This is a genomic window from Microbulbifer maximicatervae (SeqCode), from assembly GCF_052467955.1.
Map to the genome: position 1 here is coordinate 4,547,811 of NZ_CP174329.1, position 25,671 is coordinate 4,573,481.

The window sequence follows — 25,671 nt, forward strand, 5'->3', positions numbered from 1 at the left end:
ATGAATTATTCTTTTAGCGGTAAAGACTTTGACTTAAAATCGGTATAGGTTCTGAGAGCCAGGTCATATAGGCATGCACAGCAATCTCACAGTAAGTTGCAGTCCATTTAACTTAAGATAACTTAGGTGAAACCAGATAAGATAAAAATAAGCTGGCCCCCACCTTTAAATAAAGCCTTCAAATGATATAAGCACAGCATATTGCTTGTACTATTATCACTCTGAATTATTGATACTTTTTATATTATCCGCAAAAGTAATATACGTAATATTTCAGTCAGAATTGAAGACCCGTCTTACTGCATCAAAAGCACAAATTTGACAGCGTCATCGGGTCTATTTCTCTCAATGCTTAACATTTTTGGAAATGTTAAAAAGTTAATAAATTTGAATACAATACCTTAATTCACCACAAAGAATAAAGATCCCAAGGCTGGTTAAGAAATGACATTCACATCCACCTTTAGAGTTCAAGAGTAGAAATGGATGCGGTTCCTCCAAAGCCAACCCCCTCAACTCCCACTCCCTTACACAGTAGAGGTTGAAGATCCAGAGCTATTAGAGAGCAGATCCTTTTAGCCCCAGGGTAAGATGAGAATATGCACTTAGAACAAAATGCCTCTATTTGCCATTTCACAGGATTTAACCCAATTTTTAACCCCAAATTTAGCAGTTTCCTCGCTCAAATCCCGCAGATTGCCCCTACTCGCCCCGATTGCTAAGATGCGCGCCTGCCGCTATGGCCCGGCTCCCCCTTTGGTTCCGTATTGCGACACTGGGGCTGCCAGCAAACCGATTTTTCCCAAGCGTTACCCTCGCCTATCCGCAACGCGGAGGCCCGAGGCTTTCCACAGGAAAAGCGGTATTGAGGCCAGGTGCTATTTTTAACCGCGAGCGCACCGCGACGACTCCCTGCGACTACAGGAACGAAGTTTATGACCCAACCATCGCTGCAGCAGTTGGAACAACACGACGCCTTTATCCATCGCCATATTGGCCCCGATGCCAAACAGGTAGAGGCCATGCTGGAAACCCTCGGAGTTGCCAGCCTCGAAGAGCTGATCGAGAAAACCGTGCCCGAAGCCATTCGCAAGACCGATGAGCTGGATCTGGCCGACGCGATCAATGAAGTTGAGGCCCTCGCAGAGCTGAAAGATATCGCGGCGCGCAATAAGATCTACCGCACCTTTATTGGTATGGGCTACCACGACACCATTACCCCCAATGTGATCCTGCGCAACGTGTTGGAGAATCCGGGTTGGTACACCGCCTATACCCCTTACCAGCCGGAAATTGCCCAGGGGCGCCTGGAAGGCCTGCTGAACTTCCAGCAGATGATTATGGACCTCACCGGCATGGAACTGGCCAACGCCTCCATGCTGGATGAAGGCACCGCTGCCGCAGAAGCCATGGCCATGTGTAAGCGCCAGGTCAAGCGCAACAAGTCCAACGTCTACTTTATGGACCAGGACTGCCATCCGCAAACTATCGCCGTAGTTAAGACCCGCGCCGAACACTTCGGCTTCGAAGTCGTTGTCGGCGACGTGGAAAAAGATATCCCCACCGAGCTGTTCGGCGCACTGCTGCAATACCCCGGCAGCACCGGCCGTGTACGCGACCTGAGCGATATTATTGCCAAGGTCCACGAAGCCAACGCCCTGGTAACCGTGGCCGCAGATCTGATGAGCCTGGTAGCCCTGCGGGCACCGGGTGATATGGGTGCGGACGTAGTCGTCGGCTGTAACCAGCGCTTCGGTATCCCCATGGGTTACGGTGGCCCCCACGCAGGCTTCTTCGCCTTCCGCGAAGCTTACAAGCGCTCCGCACCGGGCCGTATTATCGGTGTGTCCGTGGACAGCAAAGGTAAGCGCGCGCTGCGTATGGCCATGCAGACCCGCGAGCAGCACATTCGCCGCGAGAAAGCCAACTCCAATATCTGTACCTCCCAGGTACTGCTGGCGGTGATGAGCGCGTTCTATGCGATTTACCACGGCCCCGAAGGCCTGAAAACCATCGCTGCCCGCATCCAGCGCTTAGCAGATATTCTCGCTTCCGCCCTGCAGCAGGAAGGCTTTAACCTGGCCCACGACAGCTGGTTCGATACCCTGAATATCACCGTTGGCGCCAAGCAGGAAGAGATTTACCAGCGCGCCCTGGCCGCAGAGATCAACCTGCGTAAAATTGGTGAAGACGCTCTGGGTGTGAGCCTGAGTGAGACCGCCACCCTGCAGGATGTGTCTGACCTGATCAATGCCTTTATCGGCACCGAACACAGCATCGACCTACACACTCTGGACAGCGAAATTGCCAGCAAGGGCTCCCTGGGTGTACCCGCCGCCCTGGCGCGCGATACTGAATTCCTGACCCATCCGGTGTTCAACACCTACCACTCCGAAACTGAGATGCTGCGCTACCTCAAGTCTCTGGAAGCCAAGGATATCGCCCTGAATCACTCCATGATTCCCCTGGGCTCCTGCACCATGAAGTTGAATGCCACTGCGGAGATGATCCCGGTCACCTGGCCCGAGTTCGGCAAGCTGCACCCCTTCGCACCAGTAGATCAAGCACAAGGCTACGCGGAAATGTTCCGTCAGCTACAGCAAATGCTGTCCGCTTGCACCGGTTACGATGCGGTGAGCCTGCAGCCCAATGCCGGTTCCCAGGGTGAATACGCAGGCCTGGTTGCTATCAAGAAGTACTTCGAAGCGAAGGGTGAAACCCAGCGCAATATCTGCCTGATTCCCGCCTCTGCCCACGGCACCAACCCAGCTTCCGCCATGATGGTGAGCATGAAAGTGGTTGTGGTTGCCTGTGATGATAAAGGCAATGTGAATATTGAAGACCTGAAAGCCAAAATCGAAGAGCACGGCGACCGCGTTGCCGCACTGATGGTCACCTACCCGTCCACCCACGGGGTGTTCGAGGAAGGTATCCGCGAAGTTTGCGATCTGGTTCACCAGGCTGGCGGCCAGGTTTATATCGACGGTGCCAACATGAACGCCTTGATCGGCGTCGCAGCTCCGGGCCAGTTCGGTGGTGACGTATCCCACCTGAACCTGCACAAAACTTTCTGTATTCCTCACGGTGGCGGCGGCCCCGGTATGGGTCCGATCGCTGTTGGCGAACATCTGAAGCCCTACTTGGCGGCCCACCCGGTGACTGAAGTACCGGAAACCAAGCTGGATAACGGCACCATATCCGCCGCTCCTTGGGGCTCCGCCAGCATCCTGCCGATCAGCTGGATGTATATCCGTATGATGGGTAAGCAGGGCATGAAGCAGGCTACCGAAATGGCAATCCTGAACGCCAACTACGTAGCCAAGAAGCTGGGTGAGCACTACTCTCTACTCTACACCGGCACCAATGGCTTTGTTGCCCACGAGTGCCTGGTTGACCTGCGCCCCCTCAAGGAGGCCAGCGGTATCACTGAAGAGGATATCGCCAAGCGTCTGATGGACTTTGGCTTCCACTCCCCCACCATGTCCTTCCCCGTAGCCGGCACCCTGATGATCGAGCCTACCGAAAGTGAATCCAAGGGTGAACTGGATCGCTTTATCGAGGCTATGGCAACAATTCGCCAAGAAGTGGAAGATGTCACCAGCGGTAAATACACCCCTGAAGACAACCCGCTGCACAACGCTCCCCACACCCTTGAGGACGTGATGAGCGATGAGTGGACCCACAGCTACTCCCGCGATATCGCTGCGCGCCCGGCGGCGTGGTTAAAAGAGCATAAGGTGTGGCCCGCCGCTAACCGTATCGACAACGTATACGGCGACCGCAACCTGATTTGTTCCTGCCCTCCGATTGAGAGCTACGCTGATTAAGATCTAACACTCTCACAGGTGGATTTAAAAGCGGGCTTAATGCCCGCTTTTTCTTTGTTAACGAAAATCATTGGACTCGACTTCTTGCTCAAAAAGATCCTACCCACCAACGACGGACACTCTCAGAAAGCAATAGCAAAACCCCAATGATCAGTCGAAGGCTACAACGTAATATAGGCCTGCGAGGATATCGTCCAGGGTAAGCATATTAGCTTACAAAATTAATACGCTAGCAAGTGCAACTCGAAAAGAATTAAGCCCTCAACAGACTGTAAGCTATTTAAAGAAACTTGCAGGCATATCGTTACATCATGAGTAGATCTACCGACTAATTTATTTAGATCAGGCAAATGGTGGAGACTTGTACAAGCACCTTAGGCGGATTAGTTCAGAAGAAACCTGCGTGCGCAGCTTCCTACTCCAGCATGAATCAATTCAATGTGCACATTAAGAAGCCATTAGTTCGCCGGTTGAATAATAGTCACATCCACAATAACACTTTCATGCAGTGCCATACCATTCTCAGGAAATTGTTTATTGATATCCTCAAATAGAATCGCACTCAGCTAGTTAATCCCCAATAAGTGACGAAAGTTAAGGATCGTTGTTTTGTGAAGATCGGACCATTCAAAGGCAATCCAGCGAAATTACATATAGATTCAATTTTATATAGCGCGTCCAACACATCCGGACCCTGAGGTTGGATCGCAGCCATACAATGAATACGCCTCTCCTCAAGAGCACTAAAACTCAATTCGAGCTTCTAATCCAGGCTATGTTATGAGTATACCCATCTGAGAAAGAAACGTTTCTCAGCGAGTTATGAAGCACTTTAGATTGTATTCTGCTTCGCCAAAAGGTAAAGCGTATGATCTATCGTACTGAACACCACCAAGTTGGCCCTTTAGTCAAAATTACATCGGATTACAATAAAGAGCGCTTTTCCAAAGAAGTCCGTACAAGATTCCACCTAAATACGTGCACTCACCTTACCCGAGTTGACATGCCAGCCTTATTGCGTTATATGTCCACATTGGAACTTCTATAGTTGCCTTGTATTCTAGAGTGAGGGTATCTCTGCATTAGCTTAAATAAGAAATATCAATAACTAATCTGCTACTTAATTAAAGTTAAGCGATCAGCCATAAGCCCCTGCCGAATGAGGAATACGAATATTGATGTAATCAGTAGCTCTTTTGGGAATGATTCCCTTATAGGTCAAGAATTTATAAGTAAGGACATTGTACAATCGCGCCCCCTGAAGAGGTTAGATTACATAAAACTTAATTGAGCTCTGAGGATAGTTGATTGGTTATATTGGTCACTTACACTAGAGTCGTTTTATAGTTAATATATTAAATTGCGAGATGTTTTATGAAGTTATATCTGCACATTGGAACAGAGAAAACTGGAACAACCACTATACAAGAGGTTTTATTCAAAAATCAGAACTTCTTGAGCGAGCGGGGATTCCACTTTCTACAATGTGCCGGCGTAAAAAACAACAGAGCCTTACCTGCATACTGTGTTAATGATGAGAAAAGTGATGACTTCTTTAGAGCTAGGAACATTACCACAATTGAAGAAAAAATAATATTTCGAAAATCGCTAAAGGAAAAGTTAGACAAGGAACTTAGCAACCTGCCTGCAAACGTTCACTCTGTAATCATTTCAAGTGAGCACTTCCATTCAAGGGTAAATACAAAAGAGGAGGTTAATAGAGCTCTTGAGTTAATGTCCGAATATTTTTCAGATATTTCTGTCATTTGCTACCTCAGAGAGCAATCTGCGGTTTGTGAATCTTTATACTCAACATCTATCAAGTTTGGTTACTCCCAAAGTTTAGATTTCATGTTAGCCCAGTGTCAGCCATCTAATATATACTACAATTATTATGACATGCTATCTAACTGGGCAAGCGCTTTCGGATTGGAAAATATAAATCCTAGAATATTCTCTAGAGACTTCTTTGTTAACAGCGACCTTATTGATGACTTTTTTTGTCAACTAGATCCAAAACTATTAAAGGGATTATCAAAGGATGTTGATAAGGAGAATGAATCTCTAACTCAGCTTGGCCAGACCTTGGGGAGAGCTGTTAATAGGGTTACACCTAGATATCTTGCCGATGGGACCCCAAACTCACTTCGAGCAAAAGTATTTGATATTATTTATCAGGAATTTAAAGGTAAAGGAGAGCGTGTTTCCCAGGAAAAATATGATGAAATTTATTACTCCTTTGAAGAAAGTAATAGACAGTTAAATAAGGAATTTTTTAAGTCTGAGGATGATATTTTTGTGTATCGGATGCGGAACACAGAGAAATCTGAGCCTGCGGGAAAGGAGCAAGTTGATAGCTTTGTTAAAATCATACAGTCCTTGATGATCGGCTATGCGGGATTACCCGGTCGCTATGCAGGCTTCCCCGATTATTACGCAGATGTTTTTAGGGATGCATCAATTAAATTGGAAACTGTAGATTTAAAAGCTTCTTTGGGGCTTATGGAGATTGCACACTCGATACGGCCTGAAGGAGAGGTTATCAAGAGCAAGCTCGAAAAGTATAGAAATTCCATGTAAAGACTAAACGTTTATTTGAAATATACTTTAATGGTTTGACTCTAATTTCAAACTACTCTGTATTTGAGATTAATTAGGGGGCATACCGCCCCTTTTTTTTGACTAATGTCTCGTAAAGCTATAAAGCGGATACGCGAAATAGACCTCTGGCGAACTAATTCAGACCAAATCTGATACATCCTCTTAACTAGTTTTGATGTATATACCTATACCTAAAAGCGAAAAACTCCATAATCTATACTAATGATCGTATCATCTAACAAAAAACTGGACTGCTAAATTTGGCAGAAGAGCTTCAAAGTTTTCAAACTACTGAGTGTATCCAGAGACACTTTCTATCGGTACATGGAAGCCCTTTCAATTGTCCGCTATCGAGTTCACAGTATCATGAAAAAGCTAGGTTTGGCAGTAGAATTCAAGAAGCGATTTACACTGACGACAGATAACAAAACACCAACTTCTGATTGTGCAAAACCTTCTGAATAGGGAATTATCACTGAGTGTTAAAAATCAAGTTTGAACTACTGATATTGCGTATATCTGGACTGTGCAAGGCTGGTTATACTTGGCGCTAGTGATTGGTCTCTATTCACACCGGATTGTTGGTTTGCATCTAGATCGCCAGATGGAAACGGCCTTGGAAAACCGTGCATTGCTAATAGCTGTCAATTTGCCTACGCCACCAAAAGGTCTTTTCACCGCTCTGATCGAGGCAACCAGTATGCCAGCCATACCTACCAAGCACTGTTGAAGCGACATGAGATGTTATTCTCAATGAACCGCTAAGAAAATTGTTGGGACAACGCTCCGACTGAACGTTTTTAGCAGCCTGAAACGGGAGTGGCTAACAGAAAATCTCTATAACAACAAGGGAGAATGCGATAATCGATGTAAGAGCCTATATCGCTTATTACCACACACGCAGAATACATACAACGCTGGAGGATGTAACCCCTATCGAATTTGAGAAATGTGCTTAATGAGGTGTTCGGTTGGAATTGACCACAACATATCGAGACGCTGCTAAAAAATTCCTACGAAACCGAGGGCAAAACCTTCGGTAGTACAATTATCTGTCCACCACCCTTCAGACTCATAAGCACGGAATGAGCGTACTTGGACTCACAGCTGCTGCATGCCCGGCGGCGTGGTGGCAAGAGTGCTAAGTTTGGCCGACTGCTAACCTTATCGATAAGGAACCAGCTACAAGCCTAAGATACCAGCCACTTATACCCATTACCCCCCTGCGTACCTTTACTAAATCATAGCAAAAACTAACCAGACAATTAATCTGACAACTCAGTTGTAACAAATTAACTTACCCTCTCATAAAATAAGCTAATTAACACCTATGCTAAGCTAATTCTTAACAACCGTTCTGGCATCGGTGGTGTCCGAAGTGAGACAAAGACAAGTCGGGGAATAAGTGCTGACATATCGAATCTCCAATTAAACCGGTAATTGAATTCAGCCAAATAACTCTGTACTTACTTCGGTTTAATTGCATTATAGGTGCTACGTATTGCACTCTATAAATCACCGAGAACCGTATTCACCCAATAAAATTCAGGCCCTCAACAGAATTCCGACCGCCACCACAAGCAATCTTGTCATGTGCACATCCAGCAGTTATAACGGCATTGAAGCACGCAAGACCGCCAGAAATCACTGTGCTGCCGTTACAGAGGTGTTTTTTGCTCCATGCAGAAATCTCACTGCTCCTGAAACCCTTGACAATAGGGAGCTTGATACGTCTTGATCGCCCTTCCTTGGTGGTTTCAACCGCAGCCACAACAGGGGGTTAACTTTAGCTCCACGGCCAGATTTGCATTCTGTACGCTCCCCCCCCCTGAAATAAACATCATCCAGCTCAACGAAGCCAAACAGCTTATATTGGCGGTCTTGCTCCATCATCACCTGCATGAGTTTGCGCTTCATGCGCCAAGTTGCGTTGTATGAGATACCCAAGTGACGTAACAACTCTATACAAGAGATGCCTTTCTTATCCTGGGTGACGAAAAAAAATCTCAAGTAACAAGGGGCAACTTGGTAGAATCGAAGATCATACGGGAAGTGATCGATGTCTGACGCCGACATCGATCCTAGATTGCCAACATAAGTGACACACGCCTGCCTGCTAGAAATTCTAGTGGGCTCAAGTAATTTAGAATCTTTCTTGGACGAGTGTTTATTCGGAACACTGCTTCGTCAATACGGCTTTGGGGTATCTTACCAATCTTCATACCCTTCGGGAAGAAACGTCTCAGTAGACCATTCGTATTTTCGTTTAATCCACGCCCCCAAGAATGATAAGGCTTTGCAAAATATATTTTGCACCCCAGTTTCTGTGTAATCGCTTGATGACCAGCAAACTCCCCTCCGCTATCGAAGGTTATCGTTTTACATATTGCCTGATACGGCTTCAGCATCTTCTTAATTGCCCGACTTAATGTCTTCTTACTCTTGTTGGACACGCAACGAGTGAGCAACAACTTAAAGACTCGCTCAACTAAAGTCACAAGATAGCCATCCTGGCCATAAACCGTATCGCCCTCCCTGTGGCCGAGCTCGGTGTTTCCATCAACAATCGTAGGCCATTCTTCAATATCAATACGCTCCGGAATGAGCTTTGCCCCTGCTTCAGAGCCTGTACGCCTTCGGTAGACTTTGTCTTTTCGTGGAAGCCGCAGCCTCCAACCAAGCTAAGCTATCCAGCGATAAATAGTAGAACAACAGACCGTTCTCTCACATTTCTCAAGTTTCATCCGACCAGCAACTTGTTCGGGGCTAGCATTTTTTAGCTGATGGTCGATTTGCACCTTCATGACGAAATCAAACTAGGTGTACTTACGGGCCCCATATCGCCTCTGCAGCACCTGACGATGAACGCTTTCAGTACAGTAAGGATGAAAGCGATTGAGCTGTAGTGCAATGGCTCGAGCCGAATAGCCCTGTCCATTGAGGACTTCGATCTGGTATCGTTCTTTCAGGGTAAGCTGGTTGATATAGGTTCCCATGAAATTCATGGCTTGTTTGTGTGGGAGCTGACTAGCCTACAGCCAGCTGGCCTCCTTCGCTATCGCAATGCATGTCGGTTATTGTGGGAATCTAGGGATTACATTATGTGAGCTTTCGGTTAGATATATCACAATACTTGTCATACCCACAGTGAGGACAAGAAAACCCTTTTGGCCAACACCACTGGCAGAGAGCCTCGAAACACTGCTCATCGGTATCACATTCTTGGAGGAATTGAGTCAAACTAATGCCTTTCTGGAACTGCACCTTATTACGAGCCATGATCTATTCCCTTATGAATCGACCAAACAACTGTATTTACATACAGATTTATATGAATTAACAAGGATGGAAATTAGCTAAAACAATGAAAGCTAAAGCATGATAAATTTTACTATCGCTAATCTAATAAATTCATTTTAAAATAACTCAACTGTGAATTAAGCCTATATGGAGCAAAAATGAAACCACTTGATAAATTAGATCGAAGATTCAATCTTAAGAATGGAACTTTCAACCTGGACGATGGTACACTTTTCTTACGACAGAAAGGTAAATCCCAAAATCAATTTGCATATCTTCTAGGCGAGCGAACACTTAGCGATAAAACTATAAACAACTTCAACCTAAATATAGATAGAAACAGAGACTACTGTTACAAGAGAAACATACCTTATCGACATGTTATCTTTCCCGCCAAAGCCATTGCCTACCAGGATATATTTCTTCAGGAAGGTCTAAAAATAACCCCAATCTATGGAAAAAAGCACACTCGAAAATCTGTTTACTACCCCGGAAATATCGTTGAGCCAATCGATTACTTCAAAAATGATTCCCACTGCTCTTTCTTGGGCCAATATAAGATTATGCAAGAAGTACTCCACGGTCTCGGTATCGACCTGCATAAGTTCACCTACAAAACAAAAATCGAGCAAAACAGGGGGGACCTAGGGAAAATGCGAGGAGACGCACCTATAGACCTTCTTTCATTTGATTGCTTCACCGAAATAAAACCAGAATTAGACCGATTTAACCTATCAAAGGCTCTGCAGGGAAACACAGGGGGGATATTTCTAACAATAAACCAAACAGCCCCCATTAAAAAACGTATATTACTATTTGGCGACAGTTATTTTCAAAGTTGCTTGAAATGGCTATCTCATATATTTGAAGAAATAATCTATTTAAGATCACCATATATACTTCCAGATGTAGCAAGCTCTCTTTCCCCTGATTTAATTTTAACTGGAAATGCAGAGCGATATCTAGTAAACACTCCAAATGCAGAAAATGATGTGCCCTTCTTTATTAATTACATCCACTCTCGTTTTGAATCCAGGAAATTAGATGAACATACTCTCTCTGCGTTCCAGAATATTTTCTCTGGTAGAAACTCCATAAGCTACTTAGAGTGGAAAGAGACTTTAAGAATCTCCCACAAGAAAACCCTACTCAACCTAGAAAATAATCATTTACTCCAGTTATGCGAAAACAACAATATATTAATAGACAGGATTAGAGATACTGCCACATCCCTGGAAAAAACGGACATGGAAGAAGCCTATCGGCTTATGTCTATTGCTCACAAAGCTCGGCCAAGTGGTATATTTATACGCAGAAAATTACAGGAATATATATTGTTACTTAACCCATAAAAAACTTAAAAATAAGGAGCCGTGAGAATTTTCCTGACAATCAATAACAGCTCATAAGTGAGCTCATTAATTACTTTTAACGGATTGGCAGCGGGCTTAAGGCCCGCTTTTTTCGTTTTTATTGGGCCTAATTAAATTTCGACCACTTTCAAAGCCCCCCATTTTCCCTCTCAATCAATGGTAAGGAACACCCAATGAAAAGCGGCAAACAAAGAAGAACCGAAATTAAGCAAGCTCGAAGAAAAAGAATAGAGAAGTTAAATAGAGGCAAGATCCTTGATCAGTTCAGTGGCCCCATTCCCGACTGGGCTATTGCGGTAGATAGAGCAACAATTGTGCACCACTCTTACTACCTTGACATTCCTCTCTACTACTTGGATCGAGAATTTCAATGTAAAGATTGTGGCTCAGATGAAGTATGGACGGCAAAGCAACAAAAATGGTGGTATGAAATCGCCAAAGGAGACTTTGAGACTTCTGCGATTCGCTGTCGTCCCTGTAGGAAAAAGAGAAACCAAGCGAAAGCAGAACAGAAAGCTCATATGGAAGCAATGGCAAAGAAAAAGCCACACCCCAATGAGGCCTTCTTTAAAAAGGGCTTTATTAAAGAATAATACAGGTGCATCCAGTAAGAACCAGAAATCGCGCCTTAGGAAACGAGTATAAGGATTGTATTTCGGAGTGTTTACAATCCACTCCGAAATAGATTTACTAAAAAAATTAATTAATCACAACTATCAATATTTTTGAACTACTTTAGGCAATTAGGAAGTGCTGAAGTACCTGGCCATATTGTAGAAAGGTAACTGCTAGAATCTTTAGTCACATTAAATATCATAGTACCGCCACCAAGGTTATTATTCTCATTACATGATGCTAAAGCGCTCGCTGCAGAAGCACTATTCAACACAGTAGAAGCGCCAACACCCAGCTTAGACTTATCAACACCCAGATTGATATACTTCTGGATTCTTGAAGTACAACTTGAGCCCAACCAATAGCTCATCTCCCAGCCATAAGTTAGTTGATCGCCCAGTTTCTTGCCATTCCATTCAGCCTGAAAAGCATCGGCATCACTCCAGAGCGCTTTAGAAATGATTTTATTCGGCATTTTCTCTCGCAATGCACTAGTCACTTTTACCAGGGAGTCAGAATAGGTTTGGCCGCACTGTGAGTACTCATCATCAATATCAATACCATCCAGACCATATTGATCCACTGCATCTTTCAACTGCTGAGCAAAGTCATCAGCGGATTGCTCATCGGCAAAACAAGACCAACCTGCATTTTGGTGATTTCCGAGAACGCTGAGCACCACTTTCGTACCCTTGTCTTGCAAGTCTTGTACTGTACTCAAATTGTTATTGAGCAAGTCTGACACTTGGTCATTAAAATGCAGTACAGCTTTCTGACCATCGTAATTAATATTTGCCGCGAAGATCACAGCTATATCAAACAACTGGCTGCCATCGCTCTCTGTAAAGCAGCCCGCATTGCCCAGGTTATTACTATTAACTTCTACGTAAGCAACTTTAGGAGCTAACACACTTTCCTGAGGAGTATCAGATTTACACAGAGTTGAGCCCAGCTCACGGATTTCATTCTTACGTGAACCACACCCATACCCGCTGCCATCCATGGAGGCATTATCGGCAAGATTTGCAATTTCCCAGTCCCCCAGGACGGAACACAGCTCATCCTTATAGATTTGAGCCTCAAGATAGGTGACCGGGCTTGCATCAGATGCACAGCTGCTTCCACTAACAACTTGAGGCGCTGAAGGTTCGGATTTACACAATGTCATGGATAATTGGCGACTTTCATTACTCGTCAATTGGCAATTATTTCCCAGATGTTCTATTGAGGACCCGTCTGATAAACCAACCAAATCACCATTACTGAGAAGATCACAAAATTCATTAGGATAATTAAGCGCTTCAGAATAGCTTACTGCTGTAGTGTCCGAGGGACAGTCAACCGAATTAACCACTTCAATATCTGCGTATGCACCAGTCTGAAATAAAATGGTGGCACAAGCAGCCTGCACTGCTCTACGTGTCGATTGTTTCATATTTATGCTCATTTTTATTATGTAGTTATGTAAATTCTGTAATCTAATATCGATAATCAAAAAAAATGGTGTAGAGCTTACACTCTACACCCAATACTACGATCAACGAGGTATTAGAATTTATAGTTTGCACCAATATATAGTCTGCGCCCAGAGTAATTATAATAAGTCATTCTGTTTTCCTGCTTCCAGAACCCCTCTGCCTTTTCCTCCGTTAAATTAATGATAGATGCCGTGAAATTGAGGTTTTCATTGAAGGTAAAGCTGACATTAAGATCAAGCTGCCCATAAGCTTTATCGTATAAATTATACCCTTGGTGAAGCCCCCCAGCTCGATCATCTTTCCAGTTATAAGATGCTCGCACACTGTACAAATCATTTTCATAATAACCGGAAAGATTGTACTGGTGCTTAGCCGTTCCAGGAATTTCTGCCTCAGTTTCTTCACCATTAACAAACACCCCTGAAGTACTGGTGTCGGTGTAGGTATAATTTGCCATTACACCAAAACCACTTTCGAACGCGTGTTGTGCAAACAGCTCAACGCCTCTTGAAGTTGCCTCAGCACCACCCGTTTTTGTGGTCATGTCGACTTCAATGGGTCCATTGCAGCAATTGTGCTCACGTAATACAACTTCAGTTGTGGTTATAGGAAGGTTGCTGATATCCTTACTAAATAATGTTGCCCCAAGTGCGGAAGCATCAAAGTAATACCATTCAATTCCCAGGTCGAATTGATTGGAGAGCATCGCTTCTAGCCCAGTATTTGCTGAAGTGCCAGTCCCACGGCCGGTCCAAGAATCCGGCGAGTTAATATTTACAGGGGGGCCATAAGACTCAGCCTGCCCCAAATCAGCATAACTAACTCGAGACATGGTTTTTGCTGCAGCAAATCGTATTACAAGGTCATCAGTTAGATCCCAGGCAATATTCAAACTTGGTAGGAAGTTTTCACTGTCAGCACTTCGATTATTTGCATTGGTGATATCTGTCTCTTGACCAATGATGTCATCGTACGTCGAGGTAGTTAAGTCGGTATTAACATAGCGGACACCAAAGTTACCCCGGAAGGCTTCCCATTCAAAATCTGCCTGTGCGTAAAGTGAAAATATTTTTTCCTCGATGGTATAGGTACCGGATAAGACAGGAACTACAGTCCGAGTAAAATTATCACTAACGTAGGCTTTAAGCGCATCTATATCAAAAGGCAGATAGTTAATAGCCCCGGTATCGCCTGCGCTATTATCGATTACGCTGCCGCCAAGTAAGATTGAAGTGTCTGGATGAAAATCCGGGTTGTGGAACCATTCGGTACCCGACAACCACCCACGATAACCACCGTTATCCGAAATACCGTCATCCCACAGGAAAGTATCTCTTAGGGACTTGGCTTCATGATCTCGGTATTTAGTACCGACATAGATTTTGTTAACTATTCCCCAATTGGTATCAAATCCCAGGTCAAGCTGATAATAATCTTCCCTATCCCGATTTTGGGTAGCGTCAGAACTAAACCAGTCATAGTATGGATAGGCCTCCTGATCCGAGGTGAGATCTGTAGAGATTTCGTAGCTAGGTTCCCCGTCGGCAATAGACCACAGCCAACTATTTACGGAACCATAACGTGCATCCATATTTGCCATGATTCTTTCGGAGACACCTCCTTTTGCAGAGCTGCGCCCAATATTCACTGCTGCTGTGTAAGAATCACCTTCATACAGAATTTCGAGGTCGAATGTATGAGATTCTGATTCACCGTAGCTATCCTGCCCGGTCAATTGCGGAGACATTAAACCTCGCTCTACCTCAACACCACCATTGACATCAGCATCGCCCCAGTTATCAGCATTTAGCAAACCGTTATCACCGTTGCCATAGGTAACTACGGTATCCCCTTCCAGCTCAACGCCAAAGTAGGGGTTATGGTTATCATTCCATTCTGCTAAGGTGAGATTCTGACTACGGGTATCGTATCCCAACTGGGAACCGAAATAGTTCAGAGCAAATTCCAAGCGCTCAGTTGGCCGCCATTGAGTGGTAATTTGATAACCATCCCTGGCCCTATCCTGCTCATGATTACCAATACCCATAGCTCTGGGCGCCCAAACATTGTTGTAAACTTCACCAGTTTCCTGGTCAACAATTGCCGGACGCTCAGCACCTTCAACCGTATCTGAATGGAATCGCCAATGACTCGCGTAGTTTTCAATTGAGGTTACGGTTCTGTCCTGCTTGGTATAGCCAGCCAGGATACCGAAGGTTTCACTCTCATTTTTCCAGGAGTAAAAAGCACTATATTGAGGTTCCCACTGCTCATTAGTATCTGAGTAAGTGGTTTCAGTAGTTATAACACCCTCACCAGAATCCATTTCCAGAGGCTTACGACTGTGTAGAATAACCGTTCCGCCAATTCCTCCTTCATCAATTCTAGCTTCCGGGCTTTTGTAAACTTCTACTTTGCTAATCATGTTGGATGGCAGCAAAGTGTAATTAAAGCTTCGAGATGGCGCTTCTCCATCAGAGGTTGCAATGTAGTTTCCATTTAACTGAGTCAAGGTCCACTCGGCACTGGTGCCACGAATACTGACTCGACTACCCTCTCCACCACTGCGTGTAATTGTGATCCCTGGCACGCGCTGAAGAGAGTCTGCAACATTCTTATCCGGGAACTTGCCCACATCCTCGGCGGTTATCGCGTCTACAATAGCATTAGAATCCCGCTTAATTTCCAGGTTTCTGGTATTACTCTCAAGAATTCCGATTACCTCAATATGATCCATCGGTTTGTCTTTCTCAGAGATATCATCAGCAATCGCCACGCTACTAATGGCTAATGAAATAGCGGAGACTAGCGATTTCTGCTTAATCTCTCGGCTCCAGATTTTGACCATGGTTCGTCTATTATTCTTGACTGTTTTCATAGTATCCCAACTTTCTTTTCTTATAAGTTTTTTAAAAGAGCCCCTCTCCAAATTGGAGAGGGGCGAGAAACCGTCAGGGGACCCTAAACCCCGTAATGACAGTCCACTTGTTGAGCACTAAAACCCTAAGAAAAAAACGGGATAAGGGGGTAATAGAAACTGAGACAGGAATAGAACAAAATCGGCGTTTGGATTTTTGGAGAACACTAAGGGAAAGGTATAAGAAGGTATGAAAGGCCAAAATTCGATTATGGATTTACATGATATTCAACAAATAGATAAACTATTTTTAAAGAGAAGAAAGCCAGCACCAAACCATTTCAACAAAAAACTTCTATTGATTATCCATCTCTAAGTAGTTCAGGAATGGCCTATCGCATTCAAAGTTGAGACTGAACTTCTTCTCTATAAATAGCGGGAAGCTGCCCAAACATGGTCTTGAAATGTCTACTGAAGTAACTGTGAGATGGAAATCCGACACGGTATGCGATTTCAGAAATTGGCCGCTGAGTGTCCACCAGCATACGACGGGAGTTCTCTAACCTAACCTCTCTGACAAACTGCATTGGAGTTTTCTCCAAATACTTTTTAAATCGCCTCTCAAGGGCGCTAACAGACAAACTGGCTACCTCTGCTAGCTGTTCGACAGTAATCGGCTGACTGTAATTATTTTTAATATATTCAACAGGCTTTTTCAGCTTATCCATTCTGGAGAGCGTTTTGACCGTTTCATTAAGGTCGCGAGCTACGCCATAGGTACCAATAATTTTTCCAGTGGAATTCTTTAGTGGGCGCTTGGATGTCGTAAACCAAACCAACTCTCCACTTTTCCCTATATTCAACTCCAGTCGATCTGTAATCGTTTCGCCCTCCATCACTCTTTGGTCATCACGCATATAGTTTTTTGCGAGATAAGAGGGAGAAAAATCCATATCAGAGCGGCCCACAACCTGATTAAGGGACCTGCATCCAACATGCTCAATAAACTCTCGGTTACAATGTACTACGTAACCAGAATCATCTTTTACCCAAAAAATAATATCTGATATTAAATCAAAAACCGCAATAATCTGCTGGGTAGACACCATTTCCAATATTGATTCAGACTTCATTATTATTATCTACAATAGCTGGTAAAGAGTCCCTTTTATTACTGTACAGATCCAGCAAGCAGAAAAGGCACTAAAAAGCGCCTTCTCGGCACTCTCCCCGCACCTCACCACCATATGCGGAAATAACCCGTTCAATTTCAAAATAGCCACGCTCACAGAAACCGCTTTCCAACATCTTTTGTTCGAGAGCCCAATCTAAATAACGCTCTACACGGTCACTTGAACGGCCTCCCAAACCGATAGTATCCCGCTGCATTCGACGTTGAGAACTAGGCTGGTTTGAGACTGGGGGAGGAAGATCCTGTCGATCCTTCTCAAGAGTAAATGTAAAACGCTTAGCTCCATTTTGAGCAATCTCAGTTACAAACGACTCTTTCATTCCGGGAATCGGCTTGTTGCTGGAACAGGCACTGAGAAAAATAGGTAACGCTAGGCTAGCGGCAATAAATAAACGGGCCTGAAAACTGCTAATATTTTTATTATTCACTCAAAATCCTCTCTAAACACTAACCTGCTTTACTACATCGAGCGCAAAGTTAGTATTGTTTACTGCGTTTCTATTTAAATACCACTGTTTTATTTCCGTGTATAAACACTCGTTCCTGTAAAACTAGTTGCAGCGCTCGAGTCAAAACCAATTTTTCAACATCCCTACCTGCATCCGCCATGGTTTCTGCAGAATAGGCATGATCCACATGTATTACATCCTGTTCAATGATCGGCCCTTCATCCAGATCATCGGTAACAAAGTGCGCTGTGGCTCCAATAATTTTTACTCCACGCTCGTAGGCCTGCTGATAGGGCTTGGCGCCAATAAATGCAGGAAGGAAAGAATGGTGGATGTTGATAATGCGTCCACTATAGCGAGCAACAAAATCAGGGGTCAGCACGCGCATATACTTGGCCAGCACCAAATAATCCGGGTTGTACTCATCTACTAAGGTGGCCACTTGCTGCTCGTGAGCTTCGCGCTCCATCCCCTCTGCAGAAATACAGTGGAAAGGAATATCAAACTTCTGTACCAGCCCCTCCAGATCCGGGTGATTGCCGATAACAGCCGCGATCTCCACATCCATAGCGCCGGAATAGCACTTCATCAGGATATCCCCCAGGCAGTGGGGCTCGCGGGTAACCATCAGCACCAGGCGTTTCTTCCGCTCTATGGATACCAAGCGACGCTCTGCCCCCTGGGGCAGTGTCATATCCAGATCTTCCAGGAAGGTGGCATCGTTAAAGATACCCTCCAGGGCAGTGCGCATAAAGAAGCGCCCCTCAACCCGGTCCACAAACTCATCATTTTTGATGATGTTCAGCTGGTGCTTGTAGCAAATATTGGTAATCTTTGCGATCAGGCCCTTATCATCGGGGCAGTCGGTCAGCAGTATCTTCTTTTCCATGGTCAAATTTCAGGCCAAATATCCAGAGTCCAGACTATACACTATGCCGACTTTACGATTCAGCGATCCATTCCGGGGAGAACATGGATAAAAACCTTTACGCCGATCATATGGCCACCCTGTGCCGCCGCTACGACGAAATCCTCGAGCAGAGCGGGTTTGATACCCTCAACGTATTCAGTGGCGCTCCCAGGGTGCAGTTTCTAGACGATAACTATTACCCGTTTAAGGTGAATCCCCACTTTAAGGCACTGGTTCCCATTACCGACAACCCCCACAGCTGGGTTATCTATCAGCGCGGACAAAAGCCAAAGCTTTTGTTCTACCGCCCAGTAGACTTTTGGCACTATGTACCGCCGGCACCCCAGACCTTCTGGAGCGATTTCTACGATATCGAGCTACTGAGCAAGCCGGCCGATGCCCAGGCGTTCCTGAGCTCGGAGAATGCCGCTTTTATCGGTGAGAGCGACAAGCTGCAAGGCTGGTCACTGGGGGAGGAAAATCCGGAGCTTCTGATCAACCGCTTGCACTGGGCCCGCGCTTATAAAACGCCTTATGAGGTCGCCTGCCTGCGTGAGGCGAACCGCATTGCGGTCAGTGGGCACCGCGCCGCCGAACAGGCTTTCCGCAGTGGCGCCAGTGAATTTGAAATCAACCAGGCCTACCTGGGCGCTGCTGGCCAGGGCGAGAACCGTATGCCTTACGGCAACATTGTTGCCTTGAATGAACACGCCGCAATCCTGCACTACACCCACCTGTCTACTGAGCGCCTGCCTGAGCCGCAGCTGAAAAGCTTCCTGATCGATGCGGGTGCTGACTGCAATGGCTACTGCTCTGATATCACTCGCACCTACGCCTATGCCGATAATGAGTTCGCAGAGCTGGTAGCGGCTATGGATGAAAAGCAGTTGCAGCTGGTAGACGGCCTCAAACCTGGCCTGCCTTACCCGGAACTACATCGCCAGTGCCACTTAAACGTGGGAGAGCTGCTGGCCCAATTTGGCATAATCAAAACCTCTGCCGAGAATGCCGTGGAATCCGGCTTAACTCGCCCCTTCCTGCCACACGGCCTGGGTCACTTCCTCGGCCTCCAGGTACACGATGTCGGCGGTCACCAGGCCGGCCCCGATGGAGGCACGACACCCCCACCAGCCGAGTACCCGTTCCTGCGTACCAGCCGAACAATCGAGGAAAACCAGGTATTTACCATCGAACCTGGACTCTACTTTATCGATAGCCTATTGGGAGAGCTAAAAGACTCAGACCTCGCTGCCGAGGTTAACTGGGATAAGGTCGACAGCTTCCGCCCCTACGGCGGCGTGCGTATTGAAGACAATATTGTCGTACACGCAACCGGCAACGAAAACCTTTCTCGCACCCCTTAGTTCATAGACTAAAGCAATATTGTGAGAGTGCTTACAAGTAAGCGCTCTCGCAATACCTTTACCTTACTCCGAAAGTTAAAACATTAAAGAACGCCCTACCGCTCCCGCTTTTCCTCTCGCCGCTTGCGCCCCTAAGCTGCTTGCCCCCTCACCGAAAAAAAGCCAAAGTCCATCACCGGTATTACAACAAGAAAAGGGACGGTTCATGAGAAAAAAAACACTGGCAACGCTTATCGCAGCCACAGTTCTAGCCGCAGCCAATAGCGCTTATGCAAAATCAATCGAGTATATTTTTTACGATAAAGAGGGCATTGCTGGCTCTGAAGTTATTCACCAGGATGGAACAAAGGTATCTGGTGAATTAAAGCTCGGCTGGAATAACCGCCGCCTAAACCTCAAGGAGAGCTTCACTATCGGTGAGGCGGCAATGCCCGAGCAATTATCCATTGAAGGGATCAGCCCATTTGGTGCTCCAGTCAGCGAAGAATTTTCCCTGGAAAATGGTGTCGCTCGCTGGAAAGGTTCCGATGAACATGGCAGCGCAAAAACTTCCGAAGCCCAATTTTATATTCCCAAGAACAGCACCCTTGCCGTACAGGCGCAATTGGTGAAAGCACTGATTGCCGATGCAGATCAAAATATTGATTTACTGCCGCAAGGAAAAGCACGCCTCCATAAGCTTGATAAAGTGACCCTGCAACAAGGCGAGAAAAAGAAAACGGTCCACCTTTACGGCGTAAGCGGCCTGGGCTTTACCCCAGATCTCGCCTGGTATGATGACAATGGGGATTTATTTGCCTCCGACGAAGGGGGATGGTTCGCCATCCTGCGCAAAGGCTGGGATAAATCTCACCTCGAAGAACTGAAAACTCGGCAAGTCGCAGCCGCAGACCAGTACCTGCAAAGTATTGCCAAGAAACATACCCACACATCAACCCAACCCATCCTGATCAGCAACGTCAACCTGGTTGATGTTGAATCTGGCAAACTGCAGAGAAAGCACCATGTGCTGATCAAAGATGGAAAGATCGCAAAAATCAGTAAAAAACCGATCAAAGCCAACGGGGCAACCACCATTGATGCCCGTAACCATACGCTGATCCCCAGCCTCTGGGATATGCACGCCCACTTATCCCCTACCGATGGTGTTCTGAATATGGCCGCTGGCATTGTCAATGTTCGCGACATCGGTAATACCCATGAAAGTATCATGCGTATTGAAGGGATGTTTGAGTCAGAGCAAATCATTGGCGGCGACCTTTTCCGTGCGGGCTTTATGGACCGGGAAAGCGAAAATGCCATGCGAATGGGCAAGACTGCGGACAGCCTGGAAGAAGCCAAGGATATTGTCGAGTGGTATGCCGATCGCGGCTATCAGCAAATTAAAACTTACAGCTCGATGGAGCCCGAGTGGATCGCTCCCTTAGCCAAGCATATCCACGAAAATGGTATGCGTTTGTCCGGTCATATTCCTGCATTTATGACCGCCGAAGAGGCAGTGGACGCGGGCTTTGATGAAATTCAGCATATCAATATGCTGTTTCTGAATTTTATGGGCAAGATAGATACCCGTAAAAGACTGCGCTTTACAGAAATCGGAGAGCACGCCCACGAGCTGGATCTGGATAGCAAAGAAGTGGCTACTTTCCTGGATAAGCTAGCCAAAAAAGGCACTGTCGTAGACGCAACCACCACCGTATTCAGTTCGATGTTACTGCGCCAGCCGGGCAAAGTAGATCCTGAGTTTGCCGATATTACCGACCACCTTCCAGTCAATATCCAGCGCGCCTTTGTTGGGGCCGAACTGGATGTGAAGCCGGAACACCGGGATGACTACGACCTTTCAGCGGAAGCCCTGCTGGCCATGATGCTCAAACTACACGAGCACAAGGTTACTATGGTCGCGGGCTCCGATGGCATCCCCGGATTTACCCTGTTACGCGAACTCGAACTCTATGCCAAAGCAGGTATTCCCAATATTGATGTACTGCGCACGGCTACACTGGTACCGGCGCAGGTTATGGGGGCCGACGAGTACACTGGCAGTATTGCAGTGGGAAAAAATGCAGACCTGGTTTTACTGGAGGGAAATCCCCTTGAGGATATTACCGCGCTGCGTCGCACTGCACTGGTGCTCGAGGGACAAAATATGTATCGCCCGGATGAACTTTACACTGCCTTGGGTATTAAACCTTTCCACCCTTCAGTGCCATTTGAATTAAATAATACTACTACAGTAGCCACCAAGTCCGAGTAAGTTAAAAAAACAGAAGCGAAAAAAACAGAAAAAAAACCGGCAATCCAAATGATTGCCGGTTTTTTATTTATAAATTGGCTAGGCCAGTTCTGTGCGCACAGTGCGTGCAGCCTCTACCATATTCAGTAGGGATGACCCGACCTCAGCCCAGTTACGGGTTTTAAGGCCGCAGTCTGGGTTTACCCAAAGTCGCTCAACCGGCACCACCTGTGCAATTTTCTTAAGTCGCTCAACCAGCTCCCCCCTTTCCGGCACATTGGGTGAGTGAATATCGTAAATGCCAGGTCCAATTTCATTGGGGTAACCACCGGCCTTGTCGGCAAACGCGCTGAGTAGGCGCAAATCGGAGCGAGCTGATTCAATAGTAATTACATCCGCATCAAGGGAAACAATGGCATCCATAATTGCATTGAAATTGCTGTAACACATATGAGTGTGGATCTGGGTTTCCGCTTTTACTTCGCTACAGGTGTAGCGGAAACACCCTACCGCCCAGGCAAAATAATACTGGTGCTCAGACTCTCGAAGGGGAACTCCCTCACGCAAAGCCGGTTCATCAATCTGGATGATCCCGATACCGGCCGCCTCAAGATCCAACACTTCTTCCCGCAATGCCTTGGCAATTTGCAGACAGCTCTCACTGCGGTGAATATCTTCCCTCGGGAAGGACCAGTTGAGAATTGTCACCGGGCCGGTAAGCATACCTTTTACCGGCTTATTAGTAAGGCTCTGGGCATAGCTGCTCCACTCTACTGTCATAGCGTTAAGTCGGGAAATATCATCAAAAATAATCGGGGGTTTCACACAGCGAGAGCCATAACTTTGCACCCAGCCATTACCGGTGTGTACAAAACCATCCAGTTGCTCCCCGAAATATTCCACCATATCGTTGCGCTCAGCCTCACCATGCACCAGTACATCCAGACCGAGTATTTCCTGACGACGGATAGCTTCGGCAATTTCAGCGCGTAGATGTTCTAAATAATCCGCTTCAGAAATTTCGCTATTGCGGTACTTGCGGCGCACACCGCGCAAAAGATCCGTCTGTGGGAATGAGCCTATTGTGGTGGTTGGTAGCAGTGGCAATTGCCAACGCTTGGCCTGTACTAAAGAGCGATCCTGAAAGCACTGTTGACGCCAGGTATCCCGTAATTGATCAGCAATGGAGCCCTCGGCTACACCACTCTCTCCGCCTGAGACAGGGATCTCTGTGTCCTCATTGAGCAGCTGCTGTAATTGAGCCAACTCCTGAAGTTTCTGGCGGCTGTAAGCGAGCTTCTGTTTTTGCTCACTGGGCAGCTTGACCTCCGTTTCCAGATCCACAGGGCTATGGAGCAGGGAGCAACTGGCTGATAGCCATAGGCGATCTCCCAACTGCTTCGCCAAAGGCTGCAAAGTGCCCTGCCAACGATTGAGGTCTGCTCGCCACACATTTCGCCCATTAATCACACCCGCAGACAGAACCTTGTTCTTACCTGCCAGCTGGGCCGCAGCTTCAAGTTCTTCAGGTGCGCGTACACAGTCAATATGTACCCCGGACACAGGGAGGGAAAATACCAGCTCCAGATTCTCGCGCAAAGGTGAGAAATAGGTAGCCAGCAGTGTATTCACCCCCGGGGCTACTACCGCAATCTGCTGGTAGGTGCTATCAAAAGCCCCACGCCATTCATCCGGCAGATCCAGGCCTAGTATGGGTTCCTCCAACTGCACCCATTCAACTCCGAGGTCAGCGAGCTGAGACAGCAACTCGGCATAGCAAGGCAGGAGTTTTGGCACTAAATCCAGAGGGCTATCCACACCTCGTCCCAGCCACAGGTAAGTGAGTGGTCCGATAACCACCGGCTTGGCTTTGTAGCCCAGGGATTGGGCTTCCCGCACCTCGTCAAGTAACCACTCACTATCCAGGGAGAAGGCCTGATCATTGGAGAGTTCAGGGACCAAGTAGTGATAGTTGGTATCAAACCACTTGGTCATGGCACTGGCCGCTACCGGCTGTCCCGATGGAGCGCGACCACGGGCCAAGCGGAAATACTGGTCCAGCTTGTTATCTGCCGCTCCTTCTTTAAAGCGCTGACCGACCACACCAAACATCAGGGAGTGATTCAGAACCTGGTCGTACCAGGCGAAATCCCCCACAGCTACACGGCTCAAACCGGCCTCACTTTGGGCCTGCCAGTTACCACGGCGTATCTCTGTGCCCACTTGCAGCAACTGCTGCTGGGGCATATCACCGCGCCAATAGGCTTCTTGCGCTTTCTTCAGTTCGCGATTGGCTCCGATACGCGGATAGCCGAGGATATGTGTTTGCACCATGGCCGCCTTCCCAAGCTCTTTCCTGTGAGGGGATCAAAGTTGCCCCATTGAAAAATACCCCGCAGCTGCGATCTCGGTAACGGTCGCATTAGCGAGAGTCCTGACTTGATTGTGTGCGCACAGTGCTGTTCAATCAATTTCATATTTTTTGCAAATAACATGAATAATTTTAATGATGATTGAATTGCGCCATTTGCGTGCGCTGAGTGTTTTGCGTGAGACAGGCAGCCTGGTACGCGCAGCAGAGCGCCTTCACCTGACCCAGTCGGCTCTTTCGCACTTATTTCGCGAAATGGAGGACCGGCTCGGCCAAGAACTGTTTATACGTAAATCCCGGCCTCTGCGATTTACCAGTGCCGGTCTGAGACTGCTGCAATTGGCGGACGACATACTGCCCCAGGTAGCTATAGCACAACGGGACCTGTCTCGACTGGCATCTGGGCAAGCGGGCAGGCTCAATATCGCTATCGAGTGCCACAGCTGCTACCAGTGGCTGATGCCCGCACTGAATACCTTCCGGGACAGCTGGCCAGAAGTGGAACTGGACCTGTGCAGCGGCTTCCACTTCGCTCCCCTACCCGCACTGGTGCGCGGCGATCTGGACCTGGTTGTCACTTCTAATCCAGACCCCGATCTCAAAGGACTGCACTACGAGCCGCTATTCAGCTTTGAAATGTGCCTTGCCATAAGTCGCAAACACCCTCTAGCGCAGGAGAGCAAACGGCGTTGGGTAGAACCGCAGGAATTGGCTGGTGAAGTCCAGATTACCTATCCGGTTGAGCGCGAGCGGCTGGATATCTTCCAGCACTTCCTCGACCCCGCTGGAATTGAACCCGCAGAAGTTCGAACCGCAGAACTCACCGTGATGATGGTTCAGTTAGTAGCCAGCGGCCGAGGGGTTTGCGCCCTGCCCAATTGGGCGCTACACGAGTACCTGCAAAAGGGGTTTGTTTCCCAATTCCAGCTGGGTAAAGAGGGCCTTTGGAGCACTCTCTACGCGGCAGTGCGGGAAGATATGCTCGAGCAACCTTATCTCACAGACTTCCTCAAAACCGCACGGGATACCAGCTTTGCCAATCTACAAGGTGTGAGAGCGGCCAGAACCTGCCTAACCACTTACAAAAGTTAACTGGGC

At 46.8% G+C, this 25,671-nt stretch carries 13 protein-coding genes and 3 pseudogenes; 7 read left to right on the plus strand and 9 right to left on the minus strand.

Going from position 1 to position 25,671, the window contains the following annotated elements; genetic code table 11:
• Positions 1 to 935: 935 nt before the first annotated feature.
• Together gcvP and ACJJI5_RS19625 are read left to right on the plus strand one after the other, a co-directional pair.
• Complete coding sequence (gene gcvP / locus ACJJI5_RS19620; protein WP_445355010.1) at positions 936 to 3,827, plus strand: aminomethyl-transferring glycine dehydrogenase; 2,892 nt, start codon at positions 936 to 938, stop codon at positions 3,825 to 3,827.
• Between the two features lie 1,374 nt (positions 3,828 to 5,201).
• Positions 5,202 to 6,407, plus strand: a complete 1,206-nt coding sequence (locus ACJJI5_RS19625) for a hypothetical protein (protein WP_444895064.1) — start codon at positions 5,202 to 5,204, stop codon at positions 6,405 to 6,407.
• Between the two features lie 1,349 nt (positions 6,408 to 7,756).
• On the opposite strand, the pseudogene ACJJI5_RS19635 reads toward ACJJI5_RS19625, so the two are convergent.
• The 3 pseudogenes from ACJJI5_RS19635 to ACJJI5_RS19645 all read right to left on the minus strand — a co-directional run.
• Positions 7,757 to 8,509 (minus strand): annotated as a pseudogene (locus ACJJI5_RS19635) (IS1595 family transposase); the annotation flags it as partial.
• Positions 8,510 to 9,424, minus strand: a pseudogene (locus ACJJI5_RS19640) (IS30 family transposase). It lies immediately after the preceding pseudogene.
• A gap of 109 nt (positions 9,425 to 9,533) precedes the next feature.
• A pseudogene (locus ACJJI5_RS19645) lies at positions 9,534 to 9,707 on the minus strand (transposase family protein); the annotation flags it as partial.
• Between the two features lie 179 nt (positions 9,708 to 9,886).
• Between ACJJI5_RS19645 and ACJJI5_RS19650 the strand changes: the two are divergent.
• Both ACJJI5_RS19650 and ACJJI5_RS19655 read left to right on the plus strand, forming a co-directional pair.
• Positions 9,887 to 11,080: an alginate O-acetyltransferase AlgX-related protein gene (locus tag ACJJI5_RS19650; RefSeq protein WP_444926831.1), complete on the plus strand. Its 1,194-nt coding sequence runs from the start codon at positions 9,887 to 9,889 to the stop codon at positions 11,078 to 11,080.
• 194 nt (positions 11,081 to 11,274) lie between these two features.
• Positions 11,275 to 11,694, plus strand: a complete 420-nt coding sequence (locus ACJJI5_RS19655; protein ID WP_444926830.1) for a zinc-ribbon domain-containing protein — start codon at positions 11,275 to 11,277, stop codon at positions 11,692 to 11,694.
• A gap of 137 nt (positions 11,695 to 11,831) precedes the next feature.
• Here the strand turns inward: ACJJI5_RS19655 and ACJJI5_RS19660 are convergent, their stop codons facing one another.
• The 5 genes from ACJJI5_RS19660 to purU form a co-directional block, all read right to left on the minus strand.
• Entirely contained in the window at positions 11,832 to 13,211 is a 1,380-nt protein-coding gene (locus ACJJI5_RS19660) for a glycosyl hydrolase family 18 protein (protein ID WP_444926829.1), read from the minus strand.
• A 53-nt stretch (positions 13,212 to 13,264) separates the two neighbouring features.
• Entirely contained in the window at positions 13,265 to 16,072 is a 2,808-nt protein-coding gene (locus ACJJI5_RS19665; protein ID WP_444926828.1) for a TonB-dependent receptor, read from the minus strand.
• A gap of 380 nt (positions 16,073 to 16,452) precedes the next feature.
• Positions 16,453 to 17,184, minus strand: a complete 732-nt coding sequence (locus ACJJI5_RS19670; RefSeq protein ID WP_413664535.1) for an AraC family transcriptional regulator — start codon at positions 17,182 to 17,184, stop codon at positions 16,453 to 16,455.
• 70 nt (positions 17,185 to 17,254) lie between these two features.
• Positions 17,255 to 17,671, minus strand: coding sequence for a hypothetical protein (locus ACJJI5_RS19675; protein WP_444895071.1), 417 nt, complete (start codon positions 17,669 to 17,671; stop codon positions 17,255 to 17,257).
• A 70-nt stretch (positions 17,672 to 17,741) separates the two neighbouring features.
• Positions 17,742 to 18,581 (minus strand): formyltetrahydrofolate deformylase, encoded by an 840-nt coding sequence (gene purU, locus ACJJI5_RS19680; RefSeq protein ID WP_444895072.1) that lies wholly within the window; start codon positions 18,579 to 18,581, stop codon positions 17,742 to 17,744.
• Positions 18,582 to 18,664: 83 nt separating this feature from the next.
• Between purU and pepQ the strand changes: the two genes are divergently transcribed.
• Together pepQ and ACJJI5_RS19690 are read left to right on the plus strand one after the other, a co-directional pair.
• Positions 18,665 to 19,966: a Xaa-Pro dipeptidase gene (gene pepQ / locus ACJJI5_RS19685; RefSeq protein ID WP_445355011.1), complete on the plus strand. Its 1,302-nt coding sequence runs from the start codon at positions 18,665 to 18,667 to the stop codon at positions 19,964 to 19,966.
• Between the two features lie 205 nt (positions 19,967 to 20,171).
• Positions 20,172 to 22,223: an amidohydrolase family protein gene (locus tag ACJJI5_RS19690; protein ID WP_445355012.1), complete on the plus strand. Its 2,052-nt coding sequence runs from the start codon at positions 20,172 to 20,174 to the stop codon at positions 22,221 to 22,223.
• 78 nt (positions 22,224 to 22,301) lie between these two features.
• Here ACJJI5_RS19690 and metE read toward each other — a convergent pair whose 3' ends face one another.
• Positions 22,302 to 24,536 carry a 5-methyltetrahydropteroyltriglutamate--homocysteine S-methyltransferase gene (metE, locus tag ACJJI5_RS19695; RefSeq protein ID WP_413664531.1) on the minus strand — a complete coding sequence of 745 codons (2,235 nt, stop codon included), beginning with the start codon at positions 24,534 to 24,536 and terminating at the stop codon, positions 22,302 to 22,304.
• 172 nt (positions 24,537 to 24,708) lie between these two features.
• Here metE and ACJJI5_RS19700 point away from each other — a divergent pair, with 172 nt between their 5' ends.
• The gene (locus ACJJI5_RS19700) at positions 24,709 to 25,665 is read left to right on the plus strand and encodes a LysR family transcriptional regulator (protein WP_444912190.1); all 957 of its coding nucleotides are present in this window, start codon (positions 24,709 to 24,711) and stop codon (positions 25,663 to 25,665) included.
• Positions 25,666 to 25,671: the final 6 nt, after the last annotated feature.